Genomic DNA, 26,034 nt, shown 5'->3' on the forward strand with positions numbered 1-26,034 from the left:
AATGGGTATGAATATGATAAGACTCGATGAAGGATTTTATAAAGAAGAAATCTTATGTGGTTTTAGGGTTACTGAAAAGAGAAAAAAGTGTTGGTCAGTTCTTTTGAATATGTTGCAGGAATTTGATACTTTTGCTAAAGAGTTTTCCTTGCAATATTTTGTTGGTTTCGGAACACTTCTTGGTGCTGTCAGACACAATGGGTTTATACCATGGGATGATGATATTGATATTGTAATGAAACGTGACGAGTATATGCGTATGGAGGGATACGCTCGCGATTATTTTAATGGAAGGGAATTAAGAGGAAGAAGATTGCTATATGAGGATGCATATAACGATGAAGCAGTTATTAAATCATATTTTTCAAAGATTAGAGATCTTGGAACAACAATTGCGGAACCGTCCATGAGAAAAAATGGAGTATTTTCGGGTATTTCTATTGATATTTTTCCATTAGATGCTGTGAGTGATGGTACAAATGAATTGGCTATAAAATCGAGAATGAGAGCCGAACTGTGGTTGTGTTTTATACATGGCGTTAATTATAAAAAGATATTTAATGAATTATTTAATGGTCAAAGTATTTTGAAAGATGAGCTGTTATTTAGAATAAGTAATCTACCGATGAAAGAACGCTTCAGAATGTTTGAGGATTTTTCACTTTCAATGTGGGGAAAAAGTAATATTGTTGGTGATCTTATCGAAAATTTGAATCTAAATGGGAAACGTGATAATGATTTATCCTGGTGGCAGGAAGAAAAATATCTACCTTTTGAAAATCTGATGGTGCCAGTACCTTCCGGATGGAATAATGTGTTGTCTGCAGAATATGGAGACTATAAGGAATATGTAAAGGGAGGATCGGCACATGAAAATAGCTTTTATGATCCTGATACACCTTTTAGTGAATACCAGAATGGAAATATTAAAATACCTGATGACTGGAGGGGAGAATTATAAGGTGTTTAAGTATAATCTTGATTTTTGAATTACTAGAACTGATAATATAAACAGAACTATAAATTATAGTAGACAAAATGTGTGCCAGTGAGTGAGTCTCTGGCACACTTTCTTTTTTAAAAATAGTGATTATTAGGTTTATGTAGATTTCTTAATTGTTTATACCTAGTTCTTTTAATAACGTGTCTGTTTTTATGGAATACTCATGCCATAAATAATAGTACTCTGCCTGTCCAAGCTTCAGGATATTCAGATTATTTAATGTGACTTCAAACTTATTGTTTAAAAGATTTGTATGTATGGGATATTTCAAATTCCACGGTTTCTCGCTGCCGGCAAAGTGAATTATTGTGGGCTCATAAGCGGGTTTGACCGATTTAGTGTCAAAATACCACATGCAAAAGTTATGTGGCATATAATAAAGGTCTTTATATTTGGGGAAACCAAATACGTTCATTTGACCTGCGAATGCAGCAGACAGGAGACCCTGGTCACCCCAGTAAACATTTTCTTCCTTGCCCAATACTCTTGATAAGGTTATCGCAAGACTGGTGTAGTCAGCTATTCCAAAGTCTAAAGTTCTCATCATTTTAAGATTAATAACATAGGAGTCGGAATTCATAAGTCCTCTTACAATTCCCGGAAGTAAAGCCATGTTTGATAGATCACTTTCTAAATAAAGTGCAAGATTACGTTCCGGCGTAACTTTAAATCTTATAGGAGTTACCGTAAGAGCGTTGCCTTGAAAATCTGCATCATAATATGTAGAAGGATCTGAAGCTATAAATGTGTCACCTACATCTATGTACATAATCCGATCAATGTCGTTCGGCAGATAACGATGAACATAACTGAACTGCGATATACCTAAGCAGATTAACGTCCGATGATGTCATTATGTTTATAGATTTTGTCATATGGTAACACCCCTTGGAATGAGCCTATCATGGAGTCTTTTAGAAACTGAATGATTTTTTCAAAATATTATTCTGTTTATTCCTTAAATGCATTAACAGCGTTTAATATACTTGCAACTGTCTGTTTCCACGTGTATTTATCAAGCACTATAGACTTACTATTTTTTACAATAGCTTTTGTTTTTTCGGGATTATTTAATATTTCTTCAATGATATCGGGAATATGGTTTAGTTCCGTTAGTTCATAATAGTATATGGATTCCTGATCCTTAAAGTTTTCTTTCAGGTAAGTACTTGGATTGGTCAGAGAAACGGATTCACGAAGTAAAGTGTTGAACACTCTTTCATGAGTGCCGTCCTTAAACCATGGCATAACATTAAGATTTATTCTTGCGTCTGCCATAATATCAAGGGAATCTGCAAATGGAATACGTTCCGAGATATGATGAAAATGAGGATGATTGCACTTGGGGTAATTATTCCATCCACGACCTACTATCCAAAGATCCCTGCCGGAATTAAGAACAGAATCAATAACCTTTTCCCTATAGTACATTCTGATAAACCAGTCAGCTTCCTCGCCTGATTCCATGACAGACAATCTGGTTAGATCGTCAGCATTGTAGTCTGCATAGGACAAGATTCTGTCAACTGCTGCTGGAAGAGAAAATGAGGGATTAACTTTCATAAAATCCATTGCATCAAACAGAATCTTCTGTACTGCACCTGAATATTTCTCTCTGATGGTTCTTATATATCCTTCTGGTTTATAGTATGTGCCCGAAAACAAAATGTCATATTTTTTGTTTTCCCAAGAGGGTGGCTCATTTTCAGGAACGGAAGCCCCATGGGGAAGGAAGTAGACATTGGGGATTGTATCTGAGCAAAAACGCTTGCACCAGGTTACATGCTCCATATCACAACAGAATCGGAGGTAAGCCTTTGGCAGAGCCCGGTTATACTTTCCGAATCTGAAAGGTGGGTCGACAAATATTGAGATTATCGGGATGTTGAGCTCATTCCACAGTTCAACATAAGCAGGTCCGATTGCAGGCATCTGATCATAACCTATAGCTGCGTCAACCGGCGTCTTTGTATATTCATAGAGATTTCTGAGAGAATGTCCCGGTGTGTTATTGGCATCCCGTAAATCAAGAATGAATGTTTCATGACCTAAATTATGCAGTTCTTTATTTATTTCATCCGTAAAATAATTAAAGGATTCTATTCCTGAGTAAAACAATATGATTCTCATATAAACTCCCATAGCAAAAATGCCTTGGACTTAATAATAGTTAGAATTCCTATAATAGTTAATATCGTTTAAAGTCGGAGTATTTATAAGAGATGACTTCACAAAAAGCCAACATTGATACACGATAAGGTAAACCTGTGACATTTCGCTTTAACGTAAATATAGTCCGAATTTAGACTATATGAAAATGCTTCATGGTGTGTTAAGGTTTTTGGGATCAAAGATGCGCGTATGTTTTAAAATACTTAAATTGTGTATATAGGTATAAAATGATAATATGAAAGCAAAGGAATCTTACATTAAAGGATTTTTTTTTCAAAGGGAAAGATATCAGTGTTGATTGTGAAGTGAAAATGCTTTATGACGGAGTCCGGGGAGATATCATTAGTCAGTACGTAAGATTTTGTCATATTTTTAATGAGCAGGTGAAGATTTACGGACGGACAAGGAAAGCTGTGGATGAGACTATCAGAATCTGCCAGAGGGAAGCGGTTCTTGAGGAGTTTCGAAGTGTTAAAAGATCGACTAAGGAAACAGATGCATAAGAAACAGTGTGACAGTCTCAACATAGCGGAGACTGCCACACCATTTTATCTTACGTTATTCCGGCTTCCGTCAGGATTTGTTCAACCCGGACATTGAAGTTATGATCCTTCTTTATTTTCTCATAAGCTCTTTCAGCTATGGCTTTTCGCTCATCCTCATGCTGGAGATAGAAGTCGACCTTATTTAAAAGATCACTTTGTGATTCATAGAATACAAAATCCACATCGGGTTCAAAATATCTAAAGAAATCCTCTTGGAAATTACTGAGAAGGAAGCCTCCGCATCCCATGATGTCAAAGCATCTTAAGGGGATGCCTTTTTTTATGCTCCTGAGGGAGATGTTCAGGTTTATATCTGATCCCTTAAATACGTAGGGCATGTAATCATAGTAGGTTACTATGCCGTGATTGTTGATTCCGGGGGCTGAGAAAGATTCATCTTTTGTATAGAGATCCACAGGATATTTTCTGGCTATTTTCGTTAGCAGTTCAGCTCTTTCAATTCCTGTTATCCTTCTGTTTATCACATAGTCGGAATACAGATAGTTCTTTGTATCAACACCGTCTTTATGAGGTTCAAGGGGGAGAGCATCATACATTTTGCTGATGATATCATCACTGAGGCAATTCTCGATAAAATTGTAACCCTGTATATGAATCTGTGACCTCATAAGTCCTTCAAGGTATCCGTGTACATAAGGATCCAGCTTTGGAAGCATGCGCTCATAAAAATTATGCTCCTCTGTATACATTGAACCCACAAATGAAACCTTTTTTGACCTGTATGAAGCTGCTTTAGCATCACTCATAGTAAACTTATCAAGTCTCTCTGTAGATGCAGCGAGGGGCATGTAATGAACGGTTTTTATGCCCTGAGATGCATAGGTTTCATACATTTCTGAATCAAAGAGAAATACCTCATTACAGCTGTTCACCAGAGTATAGTGATACAGAGCCACCTGCGGGTTATCATAAACCCATGAAATATACTTAAGTCCTGCTTTCTGACATACCTTAGAAACCAGAGGATAGTAGTTGAAGGAAAATGCAAAATCCGGAGATTCCTTTTTGATACTTTGAAGCATATCGTTTTCTCTTTCAGGATCATGCCATATTCCTACATTGGAGTAAGCATATTTTAAAATTTCTGTTGTCTTTCCGTGAAGTCTGTACTTCAGCAATGAATCAATGAAATCATTGGCACAAAAACTTTCAACGTCTATGTAGAATACTTTCATCAGTCCCCCGTCGATACTGCCCACAGCGGTCCGCCGCCGTCATAAGCTGCCTTCAACTCTTTCAGAATAAGGTCCAGAGGCCATGCTTTCTGACAGTTGGCAAACTTGGCAGGGTCTGCGATCATGACATCTCCCTCGGGAGTCAGCTGAGTGATGACCACAAAGTGCCCGACATCGGTAAGAGACCCCTTCCCCATAAGAGCCACCAGAACATGTCCTGTCTTTAAAAGCTCTGTTACATTTTCGGGAGTCCGGTCTGTAACGGAAGTACAGTTCAATCCATAATGCTCCAGAGCTTCCGGAATGAGACTATGATAACTTCCGCCATGGATGGCATAAAGTTTATTCTCAACTGCCCAGTCAGCAACCTCTACCGGAGTAATGGGAGTATCTGTTTTCGCAAAGCTGTTTACCAGCATGGAAATGGTTACAGGTCCGCAGCCATAAGCGCCCATACGGTCAACCCCCGCGATCCTGTAGTCTTTCCAATGGCTGTCACTCTGACAGAAGTAGAGCATTGAACCCAGGACCGTGTCAAGAACGGAGTTATAGTCATTATACACATAATGAAGAGTCTCCGGCAGGAGCATCGCTGTTATGTTCCCATTGGCATCCGCCGCGTAAATCATGGGGTTTCCTTCCGCGCCGGAAGCGGAGAGATGGGACTCGATCTGTTCCTGAGCCGCAATTTCTGCCCTTTGCTGCGCAGCAAGAGCCTTCTTTGCAGCTTCATCGGCAGACTTCATTTCGGAATACTCCCTGTAGACATCGAAAGGCATATGAACGGTCTTATCGACAGAATGAACCGAGGATTTTCCTACATCCATAACATCCTGCGCAGTATAGGGATGAACCAGATATGCAGCGCTCATGGACAAAGTCAGGGCGGATAATGCTATCCCCGCCCGCAGTGCATGCCCAAGAAAGATCTCCTCCTCTGTGAGATTTGCCTTCAGGTTTTGGTTTTCCGCCTTCCGGGCATCTATATAGTCCCGGGAGGATCTGCGGAAGTCCTTAAAACGCTCTAAGAGGGTTTTATGCGCACCTAAACCACCGGCAGCCGCGCTGCCGGCCACATATGTCTCCTTACGGTCATAATTCAGACCGTCCCATGACTTTGTGCTATTGTTAGCGGTCTGTGTGCTCATTTCTCCCTGCTTAAGTTTCTCACTTGGTTATACCAAGCTGTTTATAAATAAGTGAAGGAATGTTCAAAAGTGATGCCTGCTGACATACAGCGCCAATTTTATAAGCTTCCATAGGCATACCGTAAACTACGCAGGATTCCTTATCCTGTCCTATGGTGAAAGCTCCGTTCTTTCTCATTCTGAGAAGTCCCACAGCACCATCGGCACCCATGCCTGTAAGTATGACACCAAGAGCATTTTCGCGAACATTCTGGGCTACAGAATTGAAAAGGACATCTACTGAAGGAGCATGTCCGTTGACTCTGTCTTCTTCTGTGACACTGACTGTATAACCGCTGCCCATTTTCTGGACTCTCATCTGATAGCCGCCGGGAGCCAGAAGCATACGACCCTGTTTAACCTGATCGCCGTTCTTGGCTTCCAGAACCTCCATCTTGCAGATACGGTTCAAACGTTCAGCGTACATTGTGGTAAACCCTGCAGGCATATGCTGGGTAATGACTACACCCGGCATATCGGCAGGAAAGTTACGTACAACACTGAGTATCGCCTCGGTACCACCTGTAGAAGCACCTATGGCAACAATCTTCTGTGCGGAACCTGTCGGTACCTTGAGATTGCCTGAAGTTTCCTTCAGAAGAGTACTTTGTGAAACCGTCATTGGCTTTCCGGAATCCGGCTGAGCCTGCTGAGGCATACGTACTTTCGAGAAGGATGCGATGTATAGCTTGCTTCTCAGTCTGTCCACAAAAGATATTGAAGCATTCTGGTCATTGAAATCCGGTTTATGCACATAATCAACCGCACCTGCAGCAAGGGCGTCGAATACACGGATATTAAGGGTCGAAACAAGTATTACGGGTACCGGATACTTAGGAAGAAGTTCTTTCAGAAAATCTATTCCGGACATCCCGGGCATCTCTATATCCAGCGTAACAACGTCGGGTTTGGCTTCCGGTATCTTCTTTGCTGCATCAAAAGCATCAACCGCATGACCAACAATGGCGAAACGATCGTCCACAGCTATGTTGTTCATGAGGAAATTACGATATAGAGCGGAATCATCTACAACAAATACCTTTATCTTTTCCTTTAAAGCCATAAGATACAACCCCTTTATGTTGATATGTTAATGATGTGCATGGGTTGATGATAGTTTCAGCTCATGTAAAACATTAATTTAACTTAAGTATATCACAAAAAAATTTCTTTAGTTAAACCTTTTGGTAAATCGCCGGCATTAAATATTTATAAGGGCAATTCGCCTTATTGAGACCCTCTGAATGGCCTATAAAAAGGTAACCGTTAGGATCAGTATAATCGTAAAAACGCTTGACCAGAGCATCTTTAGTAGGCTGGTCGAAATAGATCATAACGTTACGACAGAAAATGAGATCAAAATGGTGTTTCCATTTTATGGGATTCATCAGGTTAAAGGTCCTGAAGACAACATTATTCTTTATGACAGGAGCGATTGTGTAGTTCCCGTCCGGTTGTTTTACAAAATACTTTTTCTGCCATGCGGGAGGGAGCTTTGATAAACTGTCCTCGCCATAAGTCGGATTCATGGCTGAGTTAAGTATATTCTGGGAAATGTCACTGGCCAGGATGCGGAGATCCCATTTCGAAGCTTCCGGACCAAAGAACTCCAGAAGATACATCATGATAGTATAAGGTTCTTCCCCGGAGGAACAGCCGGCGCTCCATATATACACAGCCTTGTCCATTGCATGCTTTTTCTTCATCTCAGGCAGAATGGTATTCCACAGAAAATCAAAATGCTCCTTTTCACGCAAAAAATAAGTGTAGTTTGTGGTTAGCTTGTTAAGCATGGAAACAGTTGATTCCTGATCCCTGCCGCTTAATATAAGTTCCACGAAATCATGGAAGCTTTCATAACCGTCAGCGGTGAGAGAGTTGGAAAGACGGCTCACTATGAGCTGCTTTTTCTTACTGAGATCTATGCCGTAGTTTGTTTGTATGTATTTATATAAACGGTTAAAATCTTCATCTGTTAATGTGACCATTATGGGTTCCCCTTTATATGGCAAAAAGCTATCCGGTTTTGCCCGGATAGCTGCCGATTGTTACTATAAGACATTAGCATTGATAAGTGCATCGCAGTCAAATGACATTGCGACGGTGCCGTCATCCATATTGAGCATTCCGTTAAGAAGCTTCTTCTGACGCTTCATAGGAATAGGCTTAACGGTGTCAAGGTCGATATCAACTACCTGACGCACATTGTCAACAACAATTCCGATAGGTACATTTTCAATATTTAAAATAATGATACATGTCTTACTTGTATATTCTGTAGCGCCAAGTCCCATAAGAAGACGAATGTCTACAACTGCAAGTACGGAACCTCTCAGATTGATGATTCCCTTTACATAGTCAGGAACAAGCGGGAGAGTGGTTATGTACTGGTCTGTGATGATCTCGGTAACATAATCCGTGCTCATATACATGATCAAGTCGCCTGATTCAAAAGTTAGGCAACGTTGTAAATTCTTAGGCTCCTCTTTGATAGCATCTTCGGAAGTGGTTGCCTGTGTATTAATTTCTTCTGCCATGTATACTCCTCCTCTCAGGCATTTTCGATGGCTGCATTGTATACGCCAAGTACGTCAAGAATGATACTGATGGTGCCATCACCGAGAATCGTACATCCGCTGATGCCTCGTGACTTCAGATCAAAGATCGAAACAAACTGAGGAAGCGGCTTAACAACTACCTGCTGTTCACCTATAAGCTCATCTGCATACAGGCAGCAGCTCTTGTCTCCATACTCAACCCATACCATGATACCTTCGGTCATATCGTCGTCATGCTTTCCGCGGATATTATAGAATTCATTGAGCTTAACGATAGGATAAAACTCTCCGTCACGGTCAATCATTTCATTTCCGTTTTCATCACGTATGACCTCAACATTATCGATCTTGAAGGAAGATCTGATGTTGGCGATAGGGATGGTAAATGTAGTATCACCTACAGCAACCTTCATACCATCAACAATTGAAAGTGTGAGAGGAATCTTCATGGTCATGGTGGTTCCCTTGCCAAGGTCTGAGTCAATGCTCAGTGTACCACCTACGGACTCAAGATTCTTCTTAACTACGTCCATACCAACGCCTCGGCCTGAATATTCGGTAACCTGCTTGTTGGTTGAGAAGCCCGGCAGCATGATGAGACCGAGAGCTTCCTTCTTGGAGTACTGATCCTTCGGCTTTGTAAGGATACCGCGCTCTTCACCCTTCTGAAGAAGCTTGTCGGGATCCATACCATAACCGTCATCCTTAACTTCTATAACGACCTCGCTGGAAGTGTGTGTTGCTGAAAGGATAAGCTCACCCTGAGGATCCTTTCCTGCAGCTATACGCTCCTGAGCGGTTTCTTCTATACCATGATCCATGGAGTTACGCACGATGTGCATGATAGGATCCTGGATTGCATCAACGATGGTCTTGTCAACTTCTGTATCTTCACCGATAACAGTAAGACGTACATCCTTATTGAGCTTGGTCTTCATATCTCTTACGATACGGCTCATCTTCTGGAAAACACCGGAGATGGATACCATTCGGAGAGACATTGAGATGTCCTGAAGATCGTCTGTTAACTTACGAAGCTGTCTTGCAGACTTCAGGAAGCTGTCCATTTCTTCCTGAGGAAGCTGATTGAGAACAGGAGATGAGGTTACCATTGATTCTGTGATAACGATCTCACCCACAAGGTCGTTAAGTGCATCCAGCTTCTGGAGGTTAACGCTGATAAGACTGGACTTAACAGGTGCGTTGCTCTTTGCTGCAGGCTTCTTATCGGCTGCAGGAGCAGGAGCAGGAGCTGCAGGCTTAGGAGCCGCTGCTGCTGCAGGAGCTTCTGCTGCGGGAGCCGGTGCAGGTTCGGGCGCCGCTGCGGGAGCAGGCTCCGGTTTGTCCTCCGGCTTAGGAGCATCAAGAGTCTCAGTGCTCTTGATATAGGCCTGAGTCTTCAGACCTTCCTCTGCCATATTTGCTGTATCCAATGAATCAAACGCGAGATAGAAGCCGTCCTCTATTATAACCTTTGCACTGTCAGGATTCTGATCCATATCTGCAGGATAGAAACGGAAATCAATTCCGTTTTCCTTCAATGCATTTACTATCATAAATGCACGGAGATTCTCCATTCCGATTCCGTCTTCAAGGAATATATGGATAAATACCTGTGCACTTGGATCGTCCGGAAGATTGGATGATCCTGCAGCTGCAGGAGCCGCTGTATCACCGCCTGAAGCGGCAGCAGCACCTTCGGCACCGGCTTCTCCGTCCTTCAGTTTCTGAAGGTAGGCCTCGATAGCAGACTGGAATTCGGTTATATCCGGATCGACTTCCTCACCAGCTTCAACCTTACCGACCTCACCACGGAGATAATCTTCTGATTTGAACATCAGATCAAAGAGGCCCTTTTTCTGATCTTCATTAAGGAACTCAATGCCCTTATCTCGGATGAAGAAGAAAAGGTCTTCGATACGATGGGCGATTACGGAGATAGGAGTTAACTCCATCATCGCACTTGAACCCTTGATCGTGTGCATGATACGGAAAATCTCGTTTACATTGTCTGTGGAGAATTCGCCAACTTTCTCGGCTTCCATTAGGATCTCGTCCAGACGGTCAAGAAGACCATTAGTCTCAAAGAGATAAGTATCAAGCATTCCTTCCATTTCTGCATTCATATGATTCTGTACCACCTTTAATTAAACAATTTCAACACTAGTAGCTATTTCGTCAAAACATTTTTAAAAAATAAGAGTAATCTTACGAAAAAATGATAATACAAAAATATTTTTCTAAAATTACGGTTATTTTTATTTTCTGTGTAATGCGGACCCTCCGGTAAACTGCATCAGAATGTGGCCACTGATTCCTTTAAACGGCTGAAGTCGTTATTCAGAGACTGGACCATAAGCTGATACTCATAAGTTGTCCTTACAAGTTCTACCTGTTCCTGGTCCATATCTACGTTGTTGCCGTCAAGCCTTGTGGACTCATTTGTTGTTGTATGAACAGTAGCTCTTGAACTGTCGATGGCCCTCTCGACTTCTTTTGCTGTTGCCGACTGAAACTGGGCAGCTCTGATTTTTCTTCCCATAACATTCTCGAAAGTAACAAACTTGGATTTATATCCCGGAGTATCAACGTTCGCGATATTGTTCAGGGTGATGTTCTGTCTGCCCCACAGAAAATCCAGCGTGCGTTCCGTCAGATTGATTCCGTTTCCATATAGATTAAGCATAATGACTCCTTATCGACGATCCTTCGTTCGATTGGATTCAGATCCTTCTGAATAATTGATCGATCGGTTATTTGTCCAAAATGCTCTGATGGCTATCATCAGACATCCTTAATAGTCTTTCGACGAAGAAATGAGCATTTATAAGGGAAATAATGTTATTTTTTCCAAGTTTGCGCATATTTCTTTGACTATATTAAGGAAGAAATTTTCCAAACTCTTTGAAAAATAAATAAATCGCTTATAAATCCTTATAATGATCGGCCAAACAGCCGATAACAAGGTTATGTAACAGGTACGCAGTTTTAACATGGAGTGAGGCGTAGTAGATATGAAATTTAATAAAAGATCTGGAAATGCAGGGATGAAGGATTTACAGCTCAGCCAGAGATTGTCTTTGGTTGTAGGTGTGGCTATTTTTGTATGTCTTGTGGTACTTACGATTTTTGTAACTGTTATTTCCAATAAGACTATTGATAAATTTGCATCGGATTCCCTTATAGAGCATTCCGTATCAAGTGCCGATAAGGTAGACGCCATATTGGTAAGAACCAATGAAATCTATCATAGCCTGAAGAGCGCAATTGATATCATTAACCAAAAGGAAGATGACATTAACGGAACCTTCACTACAGGCTGGACTTCAGAGGTTAAATCCGGTATTGAAACAGCCAGCGGAAAAGGACTTAATCTTATAAGCCGTGTTACGGGAACTCCCATTTCACCAAGCCGTTTTGAAGCTGAAACCATCATAGTTCATGAGCTGTTTGAAGCAGTCAGGGACAACGACCAGGTATATGGAGTAGGTTTCCTGCTTGAGCCGGGAGCATTTTCCAAGGATATTCCGCAGTATGCACCATATGTTAATAAGGATGATGCAGAGCAGAATCTTGTAGAAAACCTGGAATATGATGAGTATTCGGAAGAAGATTATTATACAAGAGCTTTCTCGGAAGGACATAACGGATTCTCAGATGCTTACGTAGAAGACGGCACCAATATGATCACCGGCTTTTATCCTATAAAGGATAGTACGGATACTATTGTGGGTGCTGTTATCATTGATATCTATTCAGACATATTCAGTGTTGTGGATGTTGATAATGATTCATTCCCTTCACTTTACAGCAACATAATTAATGAAAACGAGAATATTCTCTATTCTTCACATACAGATGTTATCGGAAAGAATTTTAAGGATACTGTGTCTGAAGATGCCTACAACAAGATCAAGGCAAATTTTGAAAATAAAACCACTTTCGAAGTTGTGACTTCATCTTCCTCAGGGAAGGTTAATCGTTTTTATGCACCTCTCAACATGGGAAAGAGGACCTGGTGGGTGCAGACAGCGGTTCCTACAAGAGAGTTTAATGCTGCGGCTAACGGAATCAGAAATACTATCATTGTTGCAACTATAATCATAGTTTTGATCCTTTTGGGCCTTGTTTATTCCATGGTCAAGAAGAATCTGGCACCTCTTTCAAAGATTTCATCTGCAGCAGCGGAAGTATCTCAGGGTAATTTTGATATCGATCTTAAATATGACAAAAACGATGAAATCGGAGTTGCTTTCAATGGCCTCCGGGGAATCATTAACAGAATACAGAATATCATTACAGATCTTTCAAAGAAACTGGGAGAGATAAGCAGCGGTAATTTCCAGGTAGATCTTATAGATGCTGATAATAATTATGTTGGAGCATATGCACCGCTTCTTGGCTCCATGCAGTCCATAACTGAAAACCTTAATCAGACTTTACTTGATATCAGAGAGTCTTCAGATCAGGTATCAAGCGGAGCAGAGCAGGTTTCTGACGGTGCTCAGGCATTGGCACAGGGTTCCACTGAGCAGGCATCATCTGTTCAGGAGCTTTCCGCAACCATGAATGAGATTTCAAACAAAGTTAAGGTTACAGCATCAAAGGCAAAGGAGGCTTCCGAGCTTGGTGCCGCTGCCGGAGAGGCTATGAAGCTTTCAAACGATAAGATGACAGAAATGTCATCGGCCATGGACGATATCATTGATAAGTCAAATGAAATCAGTAAGATCATCAAGACAATCGATGACATCGCTTTCCAGACCAATATCCTTTCTCTTAATGCAGCAATTGAGGCCGCAAGAGCGGGTGCCGCAGGAAAAGGTTTCGCTGTGGTTGCAGATGAAGTAGGAAATCTTGCAAAGAAATCACAGGAAGCAGCACAGAATACAGCTACACTTATTGAACAGACAATTGAAGCTGTACAGCGAGGCGGACAGATTTCTGAAGAAACGGTTTCTGCAATCGGAACTGTTACTGAGAAATCAATTCTTATCACAAATCTTGTTGATGAGATTTCCAATGCTTCCGATGAGCAGGCAAAGGGCGTTGCCCAGATCACTGAGGGCATCGATCAGATAGCTTCGGTAGTTCAGACCAACTCTGCTACGGCTGAGCAGTCGGCAGCAGCGGCAGAAGAGCTTTCCGGTCAGGCAAATGTTATGAACGGACTGGTTGGCAGATTCAGTCTGAAGGGTGGTTCATCAAGCTATAGAAGTAACAACAGGAAAACAGACTATATACCTCCTGTAATGACGGATGATAACACGGGCAGTACAGCAGCTAAAGCAACTCCGAAGAAGGCTGAGAGTAAGCCTGTAGTTAAGCCACAGACAACGGCACAGGCTAAACCTAAGCCGGCAGCTGCTCCGAAACCGACAGCATCTGCTCCCAAACCTGCAGCAGCGGCTGCGACCGCAACTGTTAAGAAGGCAGAGCCCAAACCTGCAGCATCTGCTCCTGTGAAGTCTCCGACTCCGGCCCCTGTAAAGACGGAGGAGCCTAAGAAGACTGAGACCGCACCGGTAACTGCGAAACCTGCAGCTGCGCCTGTTAAAAAGGCAGAGCCTAAACCTTCAGCAGCACCTGCAAAGAAACCGGATGCGCCAAAACCTAAGGCACCGGCTCCTAAGCCAAAGAAGGAGATTCCATATATTCCGCCAAGTCAAAGTGATGGATTCATCCCTTCCGAGTTTGATGGAATGGATCTCACCAATGTTGATCCTGCGTCAGTATCATTTAAGTCTTATGCTTCACCTAATGGGGCAGACAAGTATTGATTTGGGACAAAAACAAAGTGTATGAAGTAGGACTCTACTTTATATAAACATCCCCAATGTAAGGGCAGTCGCCAGAACGTTCCCCTAAAGCGTGGCGGCTGTCCTTTTTGTATCATTGTGAAATGGTACAGAAAATCATGTCTTTCATCTCCTGCATTTTCTTTACGTTATTAAAAGCGGTACGAACATGATACATGGGGGACATCCTAAAATGGGGGAAGGTTATGGCAAGGGGGAAGTAAAAAAGACCGTCCAACCGGAAATGGTTGGACAGTCTTTGAACTATTATTCTTCGGCTTCAGCTTTTTTCTTTTTCTTTCCGAAGGGGAGTTTGATTTTTGGAAGTTTGATTTTCGGGAGTTTGAGGCCTTTCTTTTTCTTCTTCCCGTCTCCTTCGCCTTCGGCTGCGGGGGCTTCGCCGGCAGCGGCAGCGGCTTCGGCTTTTGCTTTCTTCTTTTTCTTGAGGGTTTTGAGTAGGATAAGGATTCCTGCTGTGAGACCTTCAAGGAATATGACTGTGAAGAAACCTATAAAGAAAGATAGTATGTTGAAGCCTCCTGATTTCTTCTCTTCTGTTGCTTCTTCGGTGCTTTCCGATTCGGATTCATCTATAATGATGTTTCCGGCCTCGTCGGTGTTCATGGTGACGTCTATAACGGGACTGCCGTCTTCGTTTGTTTCACCTACAACAGCGGAAACCTCACCGGTATCTTCATTATATTTATTGCCTCCGGAATCGTTTGCATTGCTTTCTTCGGCCTCTTTAAGTTCTTCCGGTGTAATGGCATTGAAGGTTACAGGTGAACCTTTACCGTCGACCTTTACGAAGCCTTCTCCCCAGTTGCCGTTAAATTTATCCCGGACCATTTCTGCTGCAGTTTTTGCCTGTATATGAGAGAGGTCCTCGAGTTTTACATAGCCCTCCTTAAGATCTGCATAGACGGTATAACCCCATAGTACCCCGTCAGGATCTCTTGCATTCTCAATGATGTGAAGAACTGTATTCTGGGGGATAGGGATGTTAATGCTGTAAGCACTGTCAACTGATGGTTCCTGATAGAATTTTGCGCCCTCAGGGTTAGTTACTATAGCAAAGTAACTTAGATCAGGTGCCGTTGTTTCAGGCTCTGTGGTGGTCTCTATTGGGTCACCATTTTCATCGGTTTCTACTTCTTCAGTAACCTCTTCTCCCTCTGCGCCCTCTTCGGAGACAGCAGCTTCTTCGGTTGACTCTTCAGCTCCGTAACTATATATAGGATATGAGACAATAGTCGTCGCTATGCTGAGAAGCAATAGCGACGTTAGAAGTTTTTTCTTCATGTTTTTTTATGCTTTATCATCTTTATCAAGAGAAAGAGTAGAAACAACGTCTTTTATCTGAGTAACAACGCGTTCGATCTTGTCATTTGCTTCAGAACTTGCATCAGAGAGCTTTTTTACTTCCTCAGCTACAACGGCGAAACCACGACCTGCCTGTCCTACCCGGGCTGCTTCGATACTTGCATTGATGGCAACTATCTTCTGGCGTTTCTGGATGCCCTTAAGGGTATTGGTACTGGAAATAACTTTCTTAACCAGACCGTTAGTTTCTTTGATGCCATCGGAAAGACGTGACAGAACCTTATCATTGGCATAAACGTAATACTGGTTTGAAACATAGCTGTTTAAAAGGCTGTCGATCAAAGGTACAACCACAGAAAAATCAGCTTTTGTCTCATCCGGGTCTGTTACGGTTACTGTACCCACAACTTCGTCACGGATCTTAAGCTCAACAGATGCGGTACGTGCATAGGTTGAATCGGGATTTTCAGTTTCGCTCTCTGAAAGTCCAGGATCCGGAGCATCCTGTGAAGAATCCATGGAAGTTGCGATAACATTTCCGTCGGTATCGGTGATATCTACTTTAAGGCCTGTAAGTTTGGACCAGTTTCGTGTTATGGATGAAAGCTCCTGCATGTTGCAAAAATCATTTATTTTCATGTTCACGTCTCCTTGATTGATTATCAAAATCTTTGCTATATGATTAGTCGACGATTTGGTTTTATTTAATAAGGCAATATGCGAGGAATTTCAATATATTTTGAGGTTTTATCCACAGGAAATCAGATGCATTTAAGTTTTGGAATATGGGTGGACCATGGGGACGGGGTTAGTGGCTCATTTTATTATAAAATGAACCATTAACCCCGTCCACATGGTCCACCGGCTGAACTGTTATTTTTTTTCGGATAAGTTTTTCTATTCCGGGGTTTTACAATATTCAAAAGGTTGGAATTATGATAAAATATAGTATTATTGGAATATTTAATAGTGTAACGGTAGTTTTTTTTTCAGACATTTTCCGCAATTGAGGAAGACATGACAAGCAATTTAGAAATTTCCATTGATAAACTTAAGTCCGGGATGGTTATAGGTAAGTCCATAGAGGACAGACTGGGACGTATTCTCATTGAGCCCGGAACAGTTGTTACTCCATATGCAATTGATGAGCTCAAGAAGAGCGGGGTTCAGTATGTCACCATAAAATCAGGGCAGGCCAATAAGAGTCCGAATAAATTATCAACGGCTGCCGAGTATATGGTGAAAGAACTGAGAAAATCCGATCCTCCGACAGTGGTACTTGAATCTTCAGTCAGGAAACGTATTTCCAAGGGAATTGAACTTATATACCAGAATCCTGATCCCAAAGAAACTGCTGCGGCTGCAACAAGTATCACCAATGATCTTATGAGTGCCATAGAAAAGAATAATGCTGTGGCCCTCAATATTAACGCCCTAAAATGCAGTGACGAGTATACCTTTAAGCACAGTGTGGATGTGGCATCCATAAGTATGGTTTTAGCCAAAGAACAGGGAAAGAGTAAAACAGAGATTTTTCAGATAGGCATGGCAGGACTTTTGCATGATATAGGAAAGACTCTGGTGCCTCCGGAAATTCTGAACAAGCCCGCAAAGCTTACCTCTGAAGAATTTGAAGTCATGAAAAAGCACAGCACCTACAGCTATCAGCTGGTGGCTGAAAATGATGAGATTCCCATGGATGTTAAGATCGCCATGCTCCAGCACCACGAGAAGATCGATGGAAGCGGCTATCCATACGGGGCAACAGCCGATCATATACATGAATATGCCAAGCTTCTGACAGTGGCCGATATCTTTGATGCCCTTGTGACTGAGAGACCCTATAAAAAAGGAAAGTCTCCCAGAGAGGCGGTAGAGATGCTCATGGCCATGACAAACGAACTGGATATGGATGCATTGAACAGCTTCATGCAGATGATGATCCTTTATCCGGTGGATTCCAACGTTCAGCTCAGTAACGGTGAAACCGCAAGGGTTGTACAGCGAAATCCGCAATTCCTTCTGAGACCGGTAGTGGTCGGGGTTGAGAGTGGTAATGTCTATGACCTTAAGTCTTTGAAATGTGCCGGAATTGTAATCGTATAGGATTGTACCGGCCTATATCTGTGATAGTTTGATATGACGACATACCGATCCTGTAATCTTATCAGGTTGTGATAGAAAGTGTGCCTTTCCGGACATACCGGTTTTGACAATAGAATTGATATTTTCTTACAAACTCCTGCAGTTTCGAATGTGGGAGTTTTTTTGTGGTAAAATTTGGGAAATAAAGGAATAAAATTTACAGTAAATACATAAGAGGATATGAAAATACTTCACATCACTATTTGTACAGCCGGCTGAAAGCGGCGGAATGGAGATCATAATGAAAGGAAATATCAGTAAGGTATTAACATCTATACTTATAGCTATGTCTCTGACAGTGTCAGGAACAGGAGCTGTTGCCGTTGCCGAAACAGGTCCTGCAAGAGGAGCGGAAGCATTGAATATCGGGCTTGATACTTCGGGACCGGGTGTGCCGGGGGCATCATCAGCTTCAGGTGAATCTTCCGGAAGTTCATCTTCAACGGCAGCATTCACGACTACACCTGCATCATCTGCCCCGGGTTCAACGGCATCTGTACTCAGCCCTTTTAACACAAACATATACGGAACCCCTGTTAATGGCTACTACTGTGATGCTGTCACAACTTATACCTATGAGAATTTTGAATCGGATATATCAAGACTTGTTTCGGAGTACGGTAGTGTGGTAAAGTCTTCTGTACTTGGAGTCAGTGCTGACAACAGAAATATATATGAATTGATTGTGGGGGAACCCTCTGCGGAAAACCAGATACTGCTGACAGGAACCACACATGGAAGAGAGTACATTACTTCTCAGCTTGTAATGCGACAGATTCATGATCTTTTGTCCATGGCAAAAAATGGCGGAGGATTTAAAGGTCAGGGCGTGGCCTCCCTTCTTCAGACCACCTGCATTCATGTGATTCCGATGGTCAATCCGGATGGTGCTGCCCTTAGCCAGTTTGGAGCTTCAAAGGTGAAGAACCAGACGATCCTCGGCAATCTCAAGGCCATGATCCAGCACGATCAGCAAAGAGAAAACTATACAGGAGACACAGACTGGTACTATCGCAGATGGAAGAACAATGCTAACGGCGTAGACATTAACAGAAACTTCTCCATAGGCTGGAAAGAGCTTGATGATTCAAGATATTACCCTTCATATGAGTACTATAAAGGAGCGGCAGCGGAGTCTGAAGCTGAGACTCAGGCACTTATCAAGGTGTTGAATGAGGCTTCTTTCGACGAGGTTATTAACTATCATGCGCAGGGAAGCGTAGTCTACTGGTCTTTCGGCGGAGCTCCCGAGGAAGTTGAGGCAAGAAGCAAACAGATTGCGGAGCTTGTGAAGCAGGATACAGGATATATTCTGGGAGCGGCCTCAACAAATAAAAACAGCGTAGGCTCCGGCTCATATAAAGAGTATCTTGCCTTAAAGGGTATTCCTTCAGTTACCATAGAAGTGGGAATCGGTTCATGCCCGCTGCCGGACACAGACATTGACGGCATCTGGCAGAGAAATTCTGAGGTTTTAAAGGATTTGGTTTACGAGATAAATCACAGGTAAAATAATTTAGGAATGCCTTTCATTACTATTTGTGCTGCTGATTCAAAATGGCGGAATGAAGGTTAGTGTGAGAAATAGTTTTCAACATGATTTATGACGCTGACCCAAAGCGGTGGAATGGGGATTAAGATGAAATTTGATGTCAAGAAGGATCTAAAAAGACTTATCGTTGTATTGATAGCATCAATGCTGATGGCGATAAACATTAAAACCTTTGTACGTACAGGGGGCCTGTATCCGGGAGGAGTAACCGGACTCACAGTGCTTATTCAGAGAGTTTGCCAGTTGTATTTCCATTTTGAAATTCCGTATTCTGTTGTGAATATCGCACTGAATTTTATTCCGGTGTATATAGGCTTCAAATTTATAGGAAAAAAGTTCACTATTTATTCCCTGATCATGATCCTGTGTACAGGCTTTCTGACAGATATGCTGCCGGGGCATGTCATAACCTATGATACCCTTCTTATTGCGATTTTCGGTGGTATCATTAATGGTATCGTTGTGAGCCTGTGTCTCAGTGTTGACGCCACTTCAGGAGGAACGGATTTTATCGCTATCTATTTAAGCCAGAAGAGGGGCATGGAAACCTGGAATCTGGTCCTTGGGTTTAATGTTATCATCCTGGCAGCTGCCGGCATCCTTTTCGGATGGGATAAGGCGCTGTACTCCATTGTTTTCCAGTACGTTTCCACCCAGACTTTACAGACCTTCTACCGGGCATATCAGAGACAGACACTATTCATAATCACGGATAAGCCTGAAGAAATATCAGAAATGATTTTTGAAATCAGTCATCACGGCGCAACTTTGATGACGGCCCAGGGAGCCCATGAACATAAGCAGCTCCATATCGTTTATTCGGTTATAGGAGCGGATGACGCAAAGAGAGTCATCCTAAAGGCAAAAGAGATTGACGAGAACGCTTTTGTGAATTCCTTCAGAACCACGGAGCTTGCCGGTAATTTCTACATGAGGCCTAAGGACTGATTTATGATCCGTATAAGAAAATATCTAATTGCGGTCAAACAAAAGATCCTAAGACAGTGACTCAAATGGAAAAATTATAGAATTGCAATCAAGTAAAACTAACAAATTAAGAAAACCACCGGGAACGACTCTCACCTGTAAGAATCGTTCCCGGTGGTTTTTCTTTGCTTTAATGGTTTTTGTCAATTACTATATCTTCGAGTCTGCGCTTTGGAACAAAGTGTGTGCCGCTTTCATCGCGGTAGTAGTTAATGTTTCCGTCCTTTGGGATATCAACAAGTTTTACTTTTTCGGCGGGTTCTCCGAGGGCTATCACCATAATAGGAACAAGATTTTCCGGTAGATTCAGGAGCTCTGTCAAAGGCTGAAGTCCGAAGTTTCTTATCATGAGACCGCCGAGGCCCTTTTCTGTAGCTGAAAGCAGAAGGGTCTGGGCAGCTATACCAACATCAATGAGCACAGCCTGAGTGTTTGGCTGAATGTCTGTGTCCTGCAGCATGATGACAAAGGCTGTGGGATGTGTTCCGAATTTCGGAAGATGAAGTTCCGGAAGGGCTCCTCCCCACTTTGTCAACTTGAGAATTTCATCAACCTCTGTTTTGTCATTGGAAATATAATATTTTACCGGCTGTCTGTTTGCCGCAGAACCAACAAGTCGTGCGTCATCCAGGATTTCAAAAAGTTCTTTTTCCGATATTTTTCTTTCTTCATTATATCCTCTGTAGCTTCTGTTTTTTGCAACAAGTTCACTGAACATAGTAACCTCCATAAGTTTTTTCCTAAGAGCATTATAAACTTGATTACACAAATTTAATATTCAGAAGTTATAAATATTGAATAAATTTACGACATTCATGATAGAATATTGTTAATGACTATGATGCTTTGATTTTTAGAAGGTATTTCCTATGACAACCAGAGAACTATTATATGTAAAAACAGTTGCCGACACCCATAATATTTCCAAGGCTGCAAAGAAACTTTTTGTTGCACAGCCTTCCCTGTCTCAGTCTCTTCAAAGAATTGAGGATACCATAGGAACGCGTCTATTTATCCGAGGTTCCGACGGACTCAGGCTCACTTATGCAGGAGAGAAATATTATCAGATGGCCTGCACGATACTGAAAATCTACGATGATTTTGAAGCTGAGATCAGTGATATGAATGATCTCAAAACCGGTCATATCAGTTTCGGTATCACAAATCATCTTGGGGCGATAATGCTCCCAATGGTGATGCCGCAATTTAAAGAGGAGTGCCCCGGAATTGACCTTGATATCTTTGAGGGTTCTACAGAACTTCAGGAAGAAAAGCTTATTTCCGGAGACCTGGATTTTTCCATAATGCATGCTCCGGTTGAGGGAACCGAGCCAAACCCTTCTCTGAATTACGAAATACTTGCAAGACATCCTTTCGTCATTGCGATTTCAAAAAAAGATCCCCTGGTCAAGCTTGCTGTACCAAGAGAAGGCTACACTTATCCTGTTCTTGATGTAAAGCTTCTGGAGGATCATCCCCTTCTGACGCTTCATAAAGAACAGCGAATCCGTCATGTCACGGATTCCGTCATAAAAAAAGCCGGCATACATCCGGAGATAAAATTCGTATCCAGAAACTACATGACCCTTGAGAAGCTTGCCGCCGAAGGCATCGGCTTCACACTTCTCCCTTCGGATTATATAAACGTCAACCTGTACGACAACCCACCGGCCTACCTTTCAATCGATGACAAATACTCCGCCTACTGGAGCCTTTGCATCACAACAGTAAAAGGAGCCTTCCTCTCCCGAGCCGACCAACGCTTCCTCGATATCATAAGAACAAACGCAGTCAAGTAATTTGAACATAGTCCGTGTACTTCTATTTATTGCCGTTAGAGAAAAAGTGAGAGCCGGAGGGCATACATTTAAAGGCGTTGAGCCGAGTTGAGAAAAATCAAAATCGGGCCTCTTAGAACCACTTGGTTTCCTTTTTCCTTAGCTCCCTCGCCAAGTCAGATGTTGTCATAAAGAGAACTCTGACATTGGCGAGGGCCTAGTGGTTCTTAGAGGCCCGATTTTTGATTTTTCCAACGAGGCGACCCGCCTTTAAATGTATGTCCTCCGGCTCGTACCATTTATATATCTCACGGTACAAACCGATACCCCAGCCCCCTCACAGTCACGATGTGCGCGGGCTTTTTTGGATCCTTCTCCACCTTGCTGCGGAGCCTGTTGATGTAAACCATGATAGCATTGTCATCAACGGCGATGGCATTACCCCAGACATGCTCGTAGATTGCGTCCTTGTTGAAAACCTGCTGGGGATTCTTCAGGAATAAAAGGAACAAAGCCGCCTCCTTTGAGGACAAAAACAACTCTTCTCCATCTTTATAAAAACGCATGGAAGAAGTGTCATAGGAAAAATCCCCAACAGTTATGGAATTACTGTTCACAGAGGTGCTATCGGATAAAGCCTGCCGGTTACGTCGAATGAGAGCCTTAACCTTGGCCCCCAGAATCATGGGGCGGAAAGGCTTGGTAATATAATCATCCGCACCGATGGAAAGCCCATAGACCGAATCGTAATCCTCATTTCGCCCGGAGATGATGATAACCGGAGTGGATACATGGTCCGCCCTGATCTTCTTTATAACATCAAATCCTTCCATATCACCGAGATTGACATCCATCAGAATTATGTCATAATGCTCCTTCGCGATCTTCTGCAGCGCCTCCTCACCTGAGTTTGCGGTTTCGGACTCAAGCTCATTGCTGTGCATCACCTTTTCCAGAAGCTTGCAAATATTTACATCATCATCAACTATCAAAACTTTATCAGACATTATTCACCTATATCGTATCTGTGCGATTAATTAAGCACAGCCTGTTTCTCATATTTTTTAAGGCCGCATAAACTGTCATGAAAATCCAATCCGGAGCGGTCAACTAAATAGTGCAGTCAATTCATATTACACGACTCCTATCTTAATACAATATTCAAATCTTAACAATTATTAATGTTTATCAGAGGCTTAAATGATATAAGCTATGTTTAAAGGGAAATTTGATTTTCTTATCTCCTGGGATATCGATACGAGTTAAGGACATTCTTATGGATCAATTCCAAAGGGTTAAAGACATATGATAAACGAAAGAGAAAAGCCGGATTCAGGCATAATCAGAAAAAATGAAAAGATAAACTGGAAATACATGATACTTGCTTTGACGGGTATCCTTATCACCGGATTTTTGCTTATAGCCGGGATTAAGATTTTCCGTGACTACAGAAATACTCTTATGAAAAACCAGCAGGACCAGCTGCTGCTTATGGCTAAAACCTTAAGCCGCAACATGAGTTCCGATATGGAAAACTATATAAAGGAGCTTGAGTTCTTCTCGGATATAAGAGATGGTGCGGATAAAGATACCATCATAAAAAAGTATGTGGAAAATAATCTTGATTTTGCAGTTAATGTCTACCTCGAGGACAAGGATGGCAATATCCTGAGGTCGGCTGTTCCCATGAGCATATTTGAGGAAGATTTTGACGACAAAGGCGGAGTTACGGATTTTTCCCGGAAAAAAACTCCTGATAATGCTTATACAGGAAGTGAAGCTTCTTCCGAAGAACTTGTGATTACGGAGCTTCAGCTTGTGACCGATGCCGGGGATGGCATCACTCTCTGGCAGGGAAAAAGAGGAGAAGACCGTAATACCCTTATATTTAAGAAAAGGCTTAGTGATACTGTAGAGGGCTACAGCATTGGCCTGGTAATAGATGAAGACAAGTACTACGAAAATGTAATTTCGGACATCCACATAGGTACAAACGGATACATTGTCATCAAGAATTCCAACAATCTCATGCTGATGCACCCATCAAAGGATCAATGGGGTATAAGTGTCATTTCCGGACGAATGGAGATGTATCCGGGGCTTGATTACGGAAGTCTGGAGAAACTTCTTGATGATCAGAACCGAGGGGAAGAGGGAGTTGCGGATTACTATTCCTACTGGTGGATGGAAGAGGGTGTCCCAAGAGTACGAAAGATAAGCGCCTACAGTCCCGCAAAGGTGGGGAATGATTTCTGGGTGGTCAGCGCCGTGGTTGACTATGATGATTTTTACCGCCCCATTCTTAATGGATTCAGCGGCATCCTGCTGGTGGCCACCGGCATTCTCATGGTATTTTTGATTGCTTTCGTGGGCATGCTGAAACTTATTTCGGAGAACACAAGAGCAGCTAGGGAGATCAATTATCTGAAAAATCTTAATCAGGTGCTGGAGGAGATGCACAGGAGTGAAAATGCCATCGCCCACCAGCAGAGGCTGCAGATCATGGGTACCATGACCGGAGGCATTGCTCACGAGTTCAATAATTTCCTTACCCCCATCATGGGACATGCCGAGCTTCTCATGATGTCCCTGCCCGAGGATTCCGATGAATATGACAGTGCGAAAGAGATACTTCAGGCCTCGGAAAAAGCAAAGGATGTGGTTCATCAGATGTCTGCCATGAGCAGGAAAAATGCCGAGACCATATTCAGAAACATTGAAGCCTTTAAGCTGGTTAGCAGATTCTTCCGGATGACGGATTCCATATGTCCCGAAAATGTTTCGGTGGAAAAAGAGAACCGCGTTAAGGATGAATTCATCCTCGGAAACAGCACCCAGATAAACCAGGTGCTTCTGAATATTGCAGTTAACGGCATACAGGCAATAGGGGATAAAAATGATGGATGCCTCAGTCTGTCCGCATACATTAAGGACCATTCGGATATTAAGTTTAAAGAGCTTCCTAAAGGAACTCTTTTCAAAAGATATCTTGTATTTGAAATAAAAGATAATGGCTCGGGAATGAGCGACAAGGTCAAAAAGAAGATATTTGAACCCTTCTTCACCACAAAGAAATCCGGAGAGGGAACAGGTCTCGGCCTTGCTCTGGCAGAGCAGATAGTTGATGCCCATAAAGGCTTCATACATATCGATTCTCAAGTGGGAAAAGGAACTACATTCTATGTGCATTTCCCTGTGGTGGAGACTGAAGCTAACAAAGATGATCTGAAGTCAAAGAGTAAAACGTTAAATGTTACCAGTGGAGCGAATGATGCGAAGGATATAATTGTGGATGGCATCGTGGAAGAGGCTTATGTGACGGAGGGCACAGCCTCAGGGAAAGCTGATAATGTTACGGCCGGAAACATTGTCAGAAAAATCCAGATACTGGTGGCGGATGACAACCACAGGATCCTTTCCATCCTTAAAGATACCCTTAATGAAAAGGACTTTATCCATGCGGTAATGTGCGATTCCGTGGAAACTCTGCGGGAATCCTTAAAGGAGATGAAGCCGGATATAATTCTCATAGATGAGTCAGTGGGGCACTATTCCGGTATCGAAATCTTCATGTCGGAGTTCACCGAGGAAAAGGAAGCATTGAAGATAATCATGGCTGACACCATAGACAGGGAGATAGTGGAATCCAGAAAGCGCGGAATCATCAACGGATATATGGAAAAACCGGTTTCAGCGACGGAGATCATAAGCCTTGCGGAACGTATCTCCGGAAACATGGAGAACCTTAACAAACTGTAAGGTTCAGATTAAGGAATATTAATGTATACAC

The 26,034-nt window shown here is 42.3% G+C and carries 21 protein-coding genes; 8 read left to right on the forward strand and 13 right to left on the reverse strand.

What is annotated here, in order from left to right:
* Nucleotide 1 precedes the first annotated feature (1 nt).
* On the forward strand, nucleotides 2-961 hold the full coding sequence (locus BLV86_RS09065; protein ID WP_031549351.1) for a LicD family protein: 960 nt from the start codon (nucleotides 2-4) through the stop codon (nucleotides 959-961).
* Nucleotides 962-1,112: 151 nt separating this feature from the next.
* Here BLV86_RS09065 and BLV86_RS09070 read toward each other — a convergent pair whose 3' ends face one another.
* A complete protein-coding gene (locus tag BLV86_RS09070) occupies nucleotides 1,113-1,838 on the reverse strand; it encodes a glycosyltransferase (protein WP_330386218.1) in 726 nt (241 codons plus the stop codon).
* Between the two features lie 116 nt (nucleotides 1,839-1,954).
* Nucleotides 1,955-3,133, reverse strand: coding sequence for a glycosyltransferase family protein (locus BLV86_RS09075; protein ID WP_175456488.1), 1,179 nt, complete (start codon nucleotides 3,131-3,133; stop codon nucleotides 1,955-1,957).
* 353 nt (nucleotides 3,134-3,486) lie between these two features.
* On the opposite strand from BLV86_RS09075, the gene BLV86_RS09080 reads away from it, so the two are divergent.
* The gene (locus BLV86_RS09080) at nucleotides 3,487-3,678 is read left to right on the forward strand and encodes a hypothetical protein (protein WP_090816412.1); all 192 of its coding nucleotides are present in this window, start codon (nucleotides 3,487-3,489) and stop codon (nucleotides 3,676-3,678) included.
* Between the two features lie 50 nt (nucleotides 3,679-3,728).
* Here the strand turns inward: BLV86_RS09080 and BLV86_RS09085 are convergent, their stop codons facing one another.
* The 7 genes from BLV86_RS09085 to flgB all read right to left on the reverse strand — a co-directional run bounded on the left by BLV86_RS09085 (nucleotide 3,729) and on the right by flgB (nucleotide 11,347).
* Nucleotides 3,729-4,916 carry a CgeB family protein gene (locus BLV86_RS09085; RefSeq protein ID WP_090816414.1) on the reverse strand — a complete coding sequence of 396 codons (1,188 nt, stop codon included), beginning with the start codon at nucleotides 4,914-4,916 and terminating at the stop codon, nucleotides 3,729-3,731.
* Nucleotides 4,916-6,064 (reverse strand): C39 family peptidase, encoded by a 1,149-nt coding sequence (locus BLV86_RS09090; RefSeq protein WP_090816416.1) that lies wholly within the window; start codon nucleotides 6,062-6,064, stop codon nucleotides 4,916-4,918. The genes BLV86_RS09085 and BLV86_RS09090 overlap by 1 nt, the downstream gene beginning before the upstream one ends.
* 19 nt (nucleotides 6,065-6,083) lie before the next feature.
* Entirely contained in the window at nucleotides 6,084-7,166 is a 1,083-nt protein-coding gene (locus BLV86_RS09095; protein WP_090816418.1) for a protein-glutamate methylesterase/protein-glutamine glutaminase, read from the reverse strand.
* A 112-nt stretch (nucleotides 7,167-7,278) separates the two neighbouring features.
* Complete coding sequence (locus BLV86_RS09100) at nucleotides 7,279-8,091, reverse strand: CheR family methyltransferase (RefSeq protein ID WP_031549368.1); 813 nt, start codon at nucleotides 8,089-8,091, stop codon at nucleotides 7,279-7,281.
* Nucleotides 8,092-8,154: 63 nt separating this feature from the next.
* Nucleotides 8,155-8,640, reverse strand: a complete 486-nt coding sequence (locus BLV86_RS09105) for a chemotaxis protein CheW (RefSeq protein WP_031549370.1) — start codon at nucleotides 8,638-8,640, stop codon at nucleotides 8,155-8,157.
* 14 nt (nucleotides 8,641-8,654) lie between these two features.
* The gene (locus BLV86_RS09110; RefSeq protein ID WP_031549372.1) at nucleotides 8,655-10,787 is read right to left on the reverse strand and encodes a chemotaxis protein CheA; all 2,133 of its coding nucleotides are present in this window, start codon (nucleotides 10,785-10,787) and stop codon (nucleotides 8,655-8,657) included.
* Between the two features lie 170 nt (nucleotides 10,788-10,957).
* Nucleotides 10,958-11,347 carry a flagellar basal body rod protein FlgB gene (gene flgB, locus BLV86_RS09115; RefSeq protein WP_031549374.1) on the reverse strand — a complete coding sequence of 130 codons (390 nt, stop codon included), beginning with the start codon at nucleotides 11,345-11,347 and terminating at the stop codon, nucleotides 10,958-10,960.
* Between the two features lie 361 nt (nucleotides 11,348-11,708).
* On the opposite strand from flgB, the gene BLV86_RS09120 reads away from it, so the two are divergent.
* Nucleotides 11,709-14,441: a methyl-accepting chemotaxis protein gene (locus BLV86_RS09120; protein ID WP_090816447.1), complete on the forward strand. Its 2,733-nt coding sequence runs from the start codon at nucleotides 11,709-11,711 to the stop codon at nucleotides 14,439-14,441.
* Between the two features lie 285 nt (nucleotides 14,442-14,726).
* Here the strand turns inward: BLV86_RS09120 and BLV86_RS09125 are convergent, their stop codons facing one another.
* Both BLV86_RS09125 and BLV86_RS09130 read right to left on the reverse strand, forming a co-directional pair.
* Nucleotides 14,727-15,761, reverse strand: coding sequence for a hypothetical protein (locus tag BLV86_RS09125; protein WP_139297903.1), 1,035 nt, complete (start codon nucleotides 15,759-15,761; stop codon nucleotides 14,727-14,729).
* 6 nt (nucleotides 15,762-15,767) lie between these two features.
* Entirely contained in the window at nucleotides 15,768-16,421 is a 654-nt protein-coding gene (locus BLV86_RS09130; RefSeq protein ID WP_090816422.1) for a methyl-accepting chemotaxis protein, read from the reverse strand.
* 378 nt (nucleotides 16,422-16,799) lie between these two features.
* Between BLV86_RS09130 and BLV86_RS09135 the strand changes: the two genes are divergently transcribed.
* From BLV86_RS09135 to BLV86_RS09145, 3 genes are all read left to right on the forward strand, one after another.
* Entirely contained in the window at nucleotides 16,800-17,888 is a 1,089-nt protein-coding gene (locus tag BLV86_RS09135; RefSeq protein WP_242873275.1) for an HD domain-containing phosphohydrolase, read from the forward strand.
* Nucleotides 17,889-18,168: 280 nt separating this feature from the next.
* Entirely contained in the window at nucleotides 18,169-19,437 is a 1,269-nt protein-coding gene (locus BLV86_RS09140; protein WP_175456489.1) for a M14 family zinc carboxypeptidase, read from the forward strand.
* 129 nt (nucleotides 19,438-19,566) lie between these two features.
* The gene (locus BLV86_RS09145; protein WP_090816426.1) at nucleotides 19,567-20,427 is read left to right on the forward strand and encodes a YitT family protein; all 861 of its coding nucleotides are present in this window, start codon (nucleotides 19,567-19,569) and stop codon (nucleotides 20,425-20,427) included.
* A 169-nt stretch (nucleotides 20,428-20,596) separates the two neighbouring features.
* Here BLV86_RS09145 and BLV86_RS09150 read toward each other — a convergent pair whose 3' ends face one another.
* Complete coding sequence (locus BLV86_RS09150) at nucleotides 20,597-21,184, reverse strand: nitroreductase family protein (RefSeq protein WP_175456490.1); 588 nt, start codon at nucleotides 21,182-21,184, stop codon at nucleotides 20,597-20,599.
* A gap of 151 nt (nucleotides 21,185-21,335) precedes the next feature.
* Here BLV86_RS09150 and BLV86_RS09155 point away from each other — a divergent pair, with 151 nt between their 5' ends.
* Nucleotides 21,336-22,265: a LysR family transcriptional regulator gene (locus tag BLV86_RS09155; RefSeq protein ID WP_090816430.1), complete on the forward strand. Its 930-nt coding sequence runs from the start codon at nucleotides 21,336-21,338 to the stop codon at nucleotides 22,263-22,265.
* Between the two features lie 287 nt (nucleotides 22,266-22,552).
* Here the strand turns inward: BLV86_RS09155 and BLV86_RS09160 are convergent, their stop codons facing one another.
* Nucleotides 22,553-23,251 carry a response regulator transcription factor gene (locus tag BLV86_RS09160; protein ID WP_031549393.1) on the reverse strand — a complete coding sequence of 233 codons (699 nt, stop codon included), beginning with the start codon at nucleotides 23,249-23,251 and terminating at the stop codon, nucleotides 22,553-22,555.
* Between the two features lie 298 nt (nucleotides 23,252-23,549).
* On the opposite strand from BLV86_RS09160, the gene BLV86_RS09165 reads away from it, so the two are divergent.
* Complete coding sequence (locus tag BLV86_RS09165) at nucleotides 23,550-26,003, forward strand: ATP-binding protein (protein WP_090816432.1); 2,454 nt, start codon at nucleotides 23,550-23,552, stop codon at nucleotides 26,001-26,003.
* Nucleotides 26,004-26,034: the final 31 nt, after the last annotated feature.

Source organism: Oribacterium sp. KHPX15 (assembly GCF_900107835.1).
GTDB lineage: Bacteria > Bacillota > Clostridia > Lachnospirales > Lachnospiraceae > Oribacterium.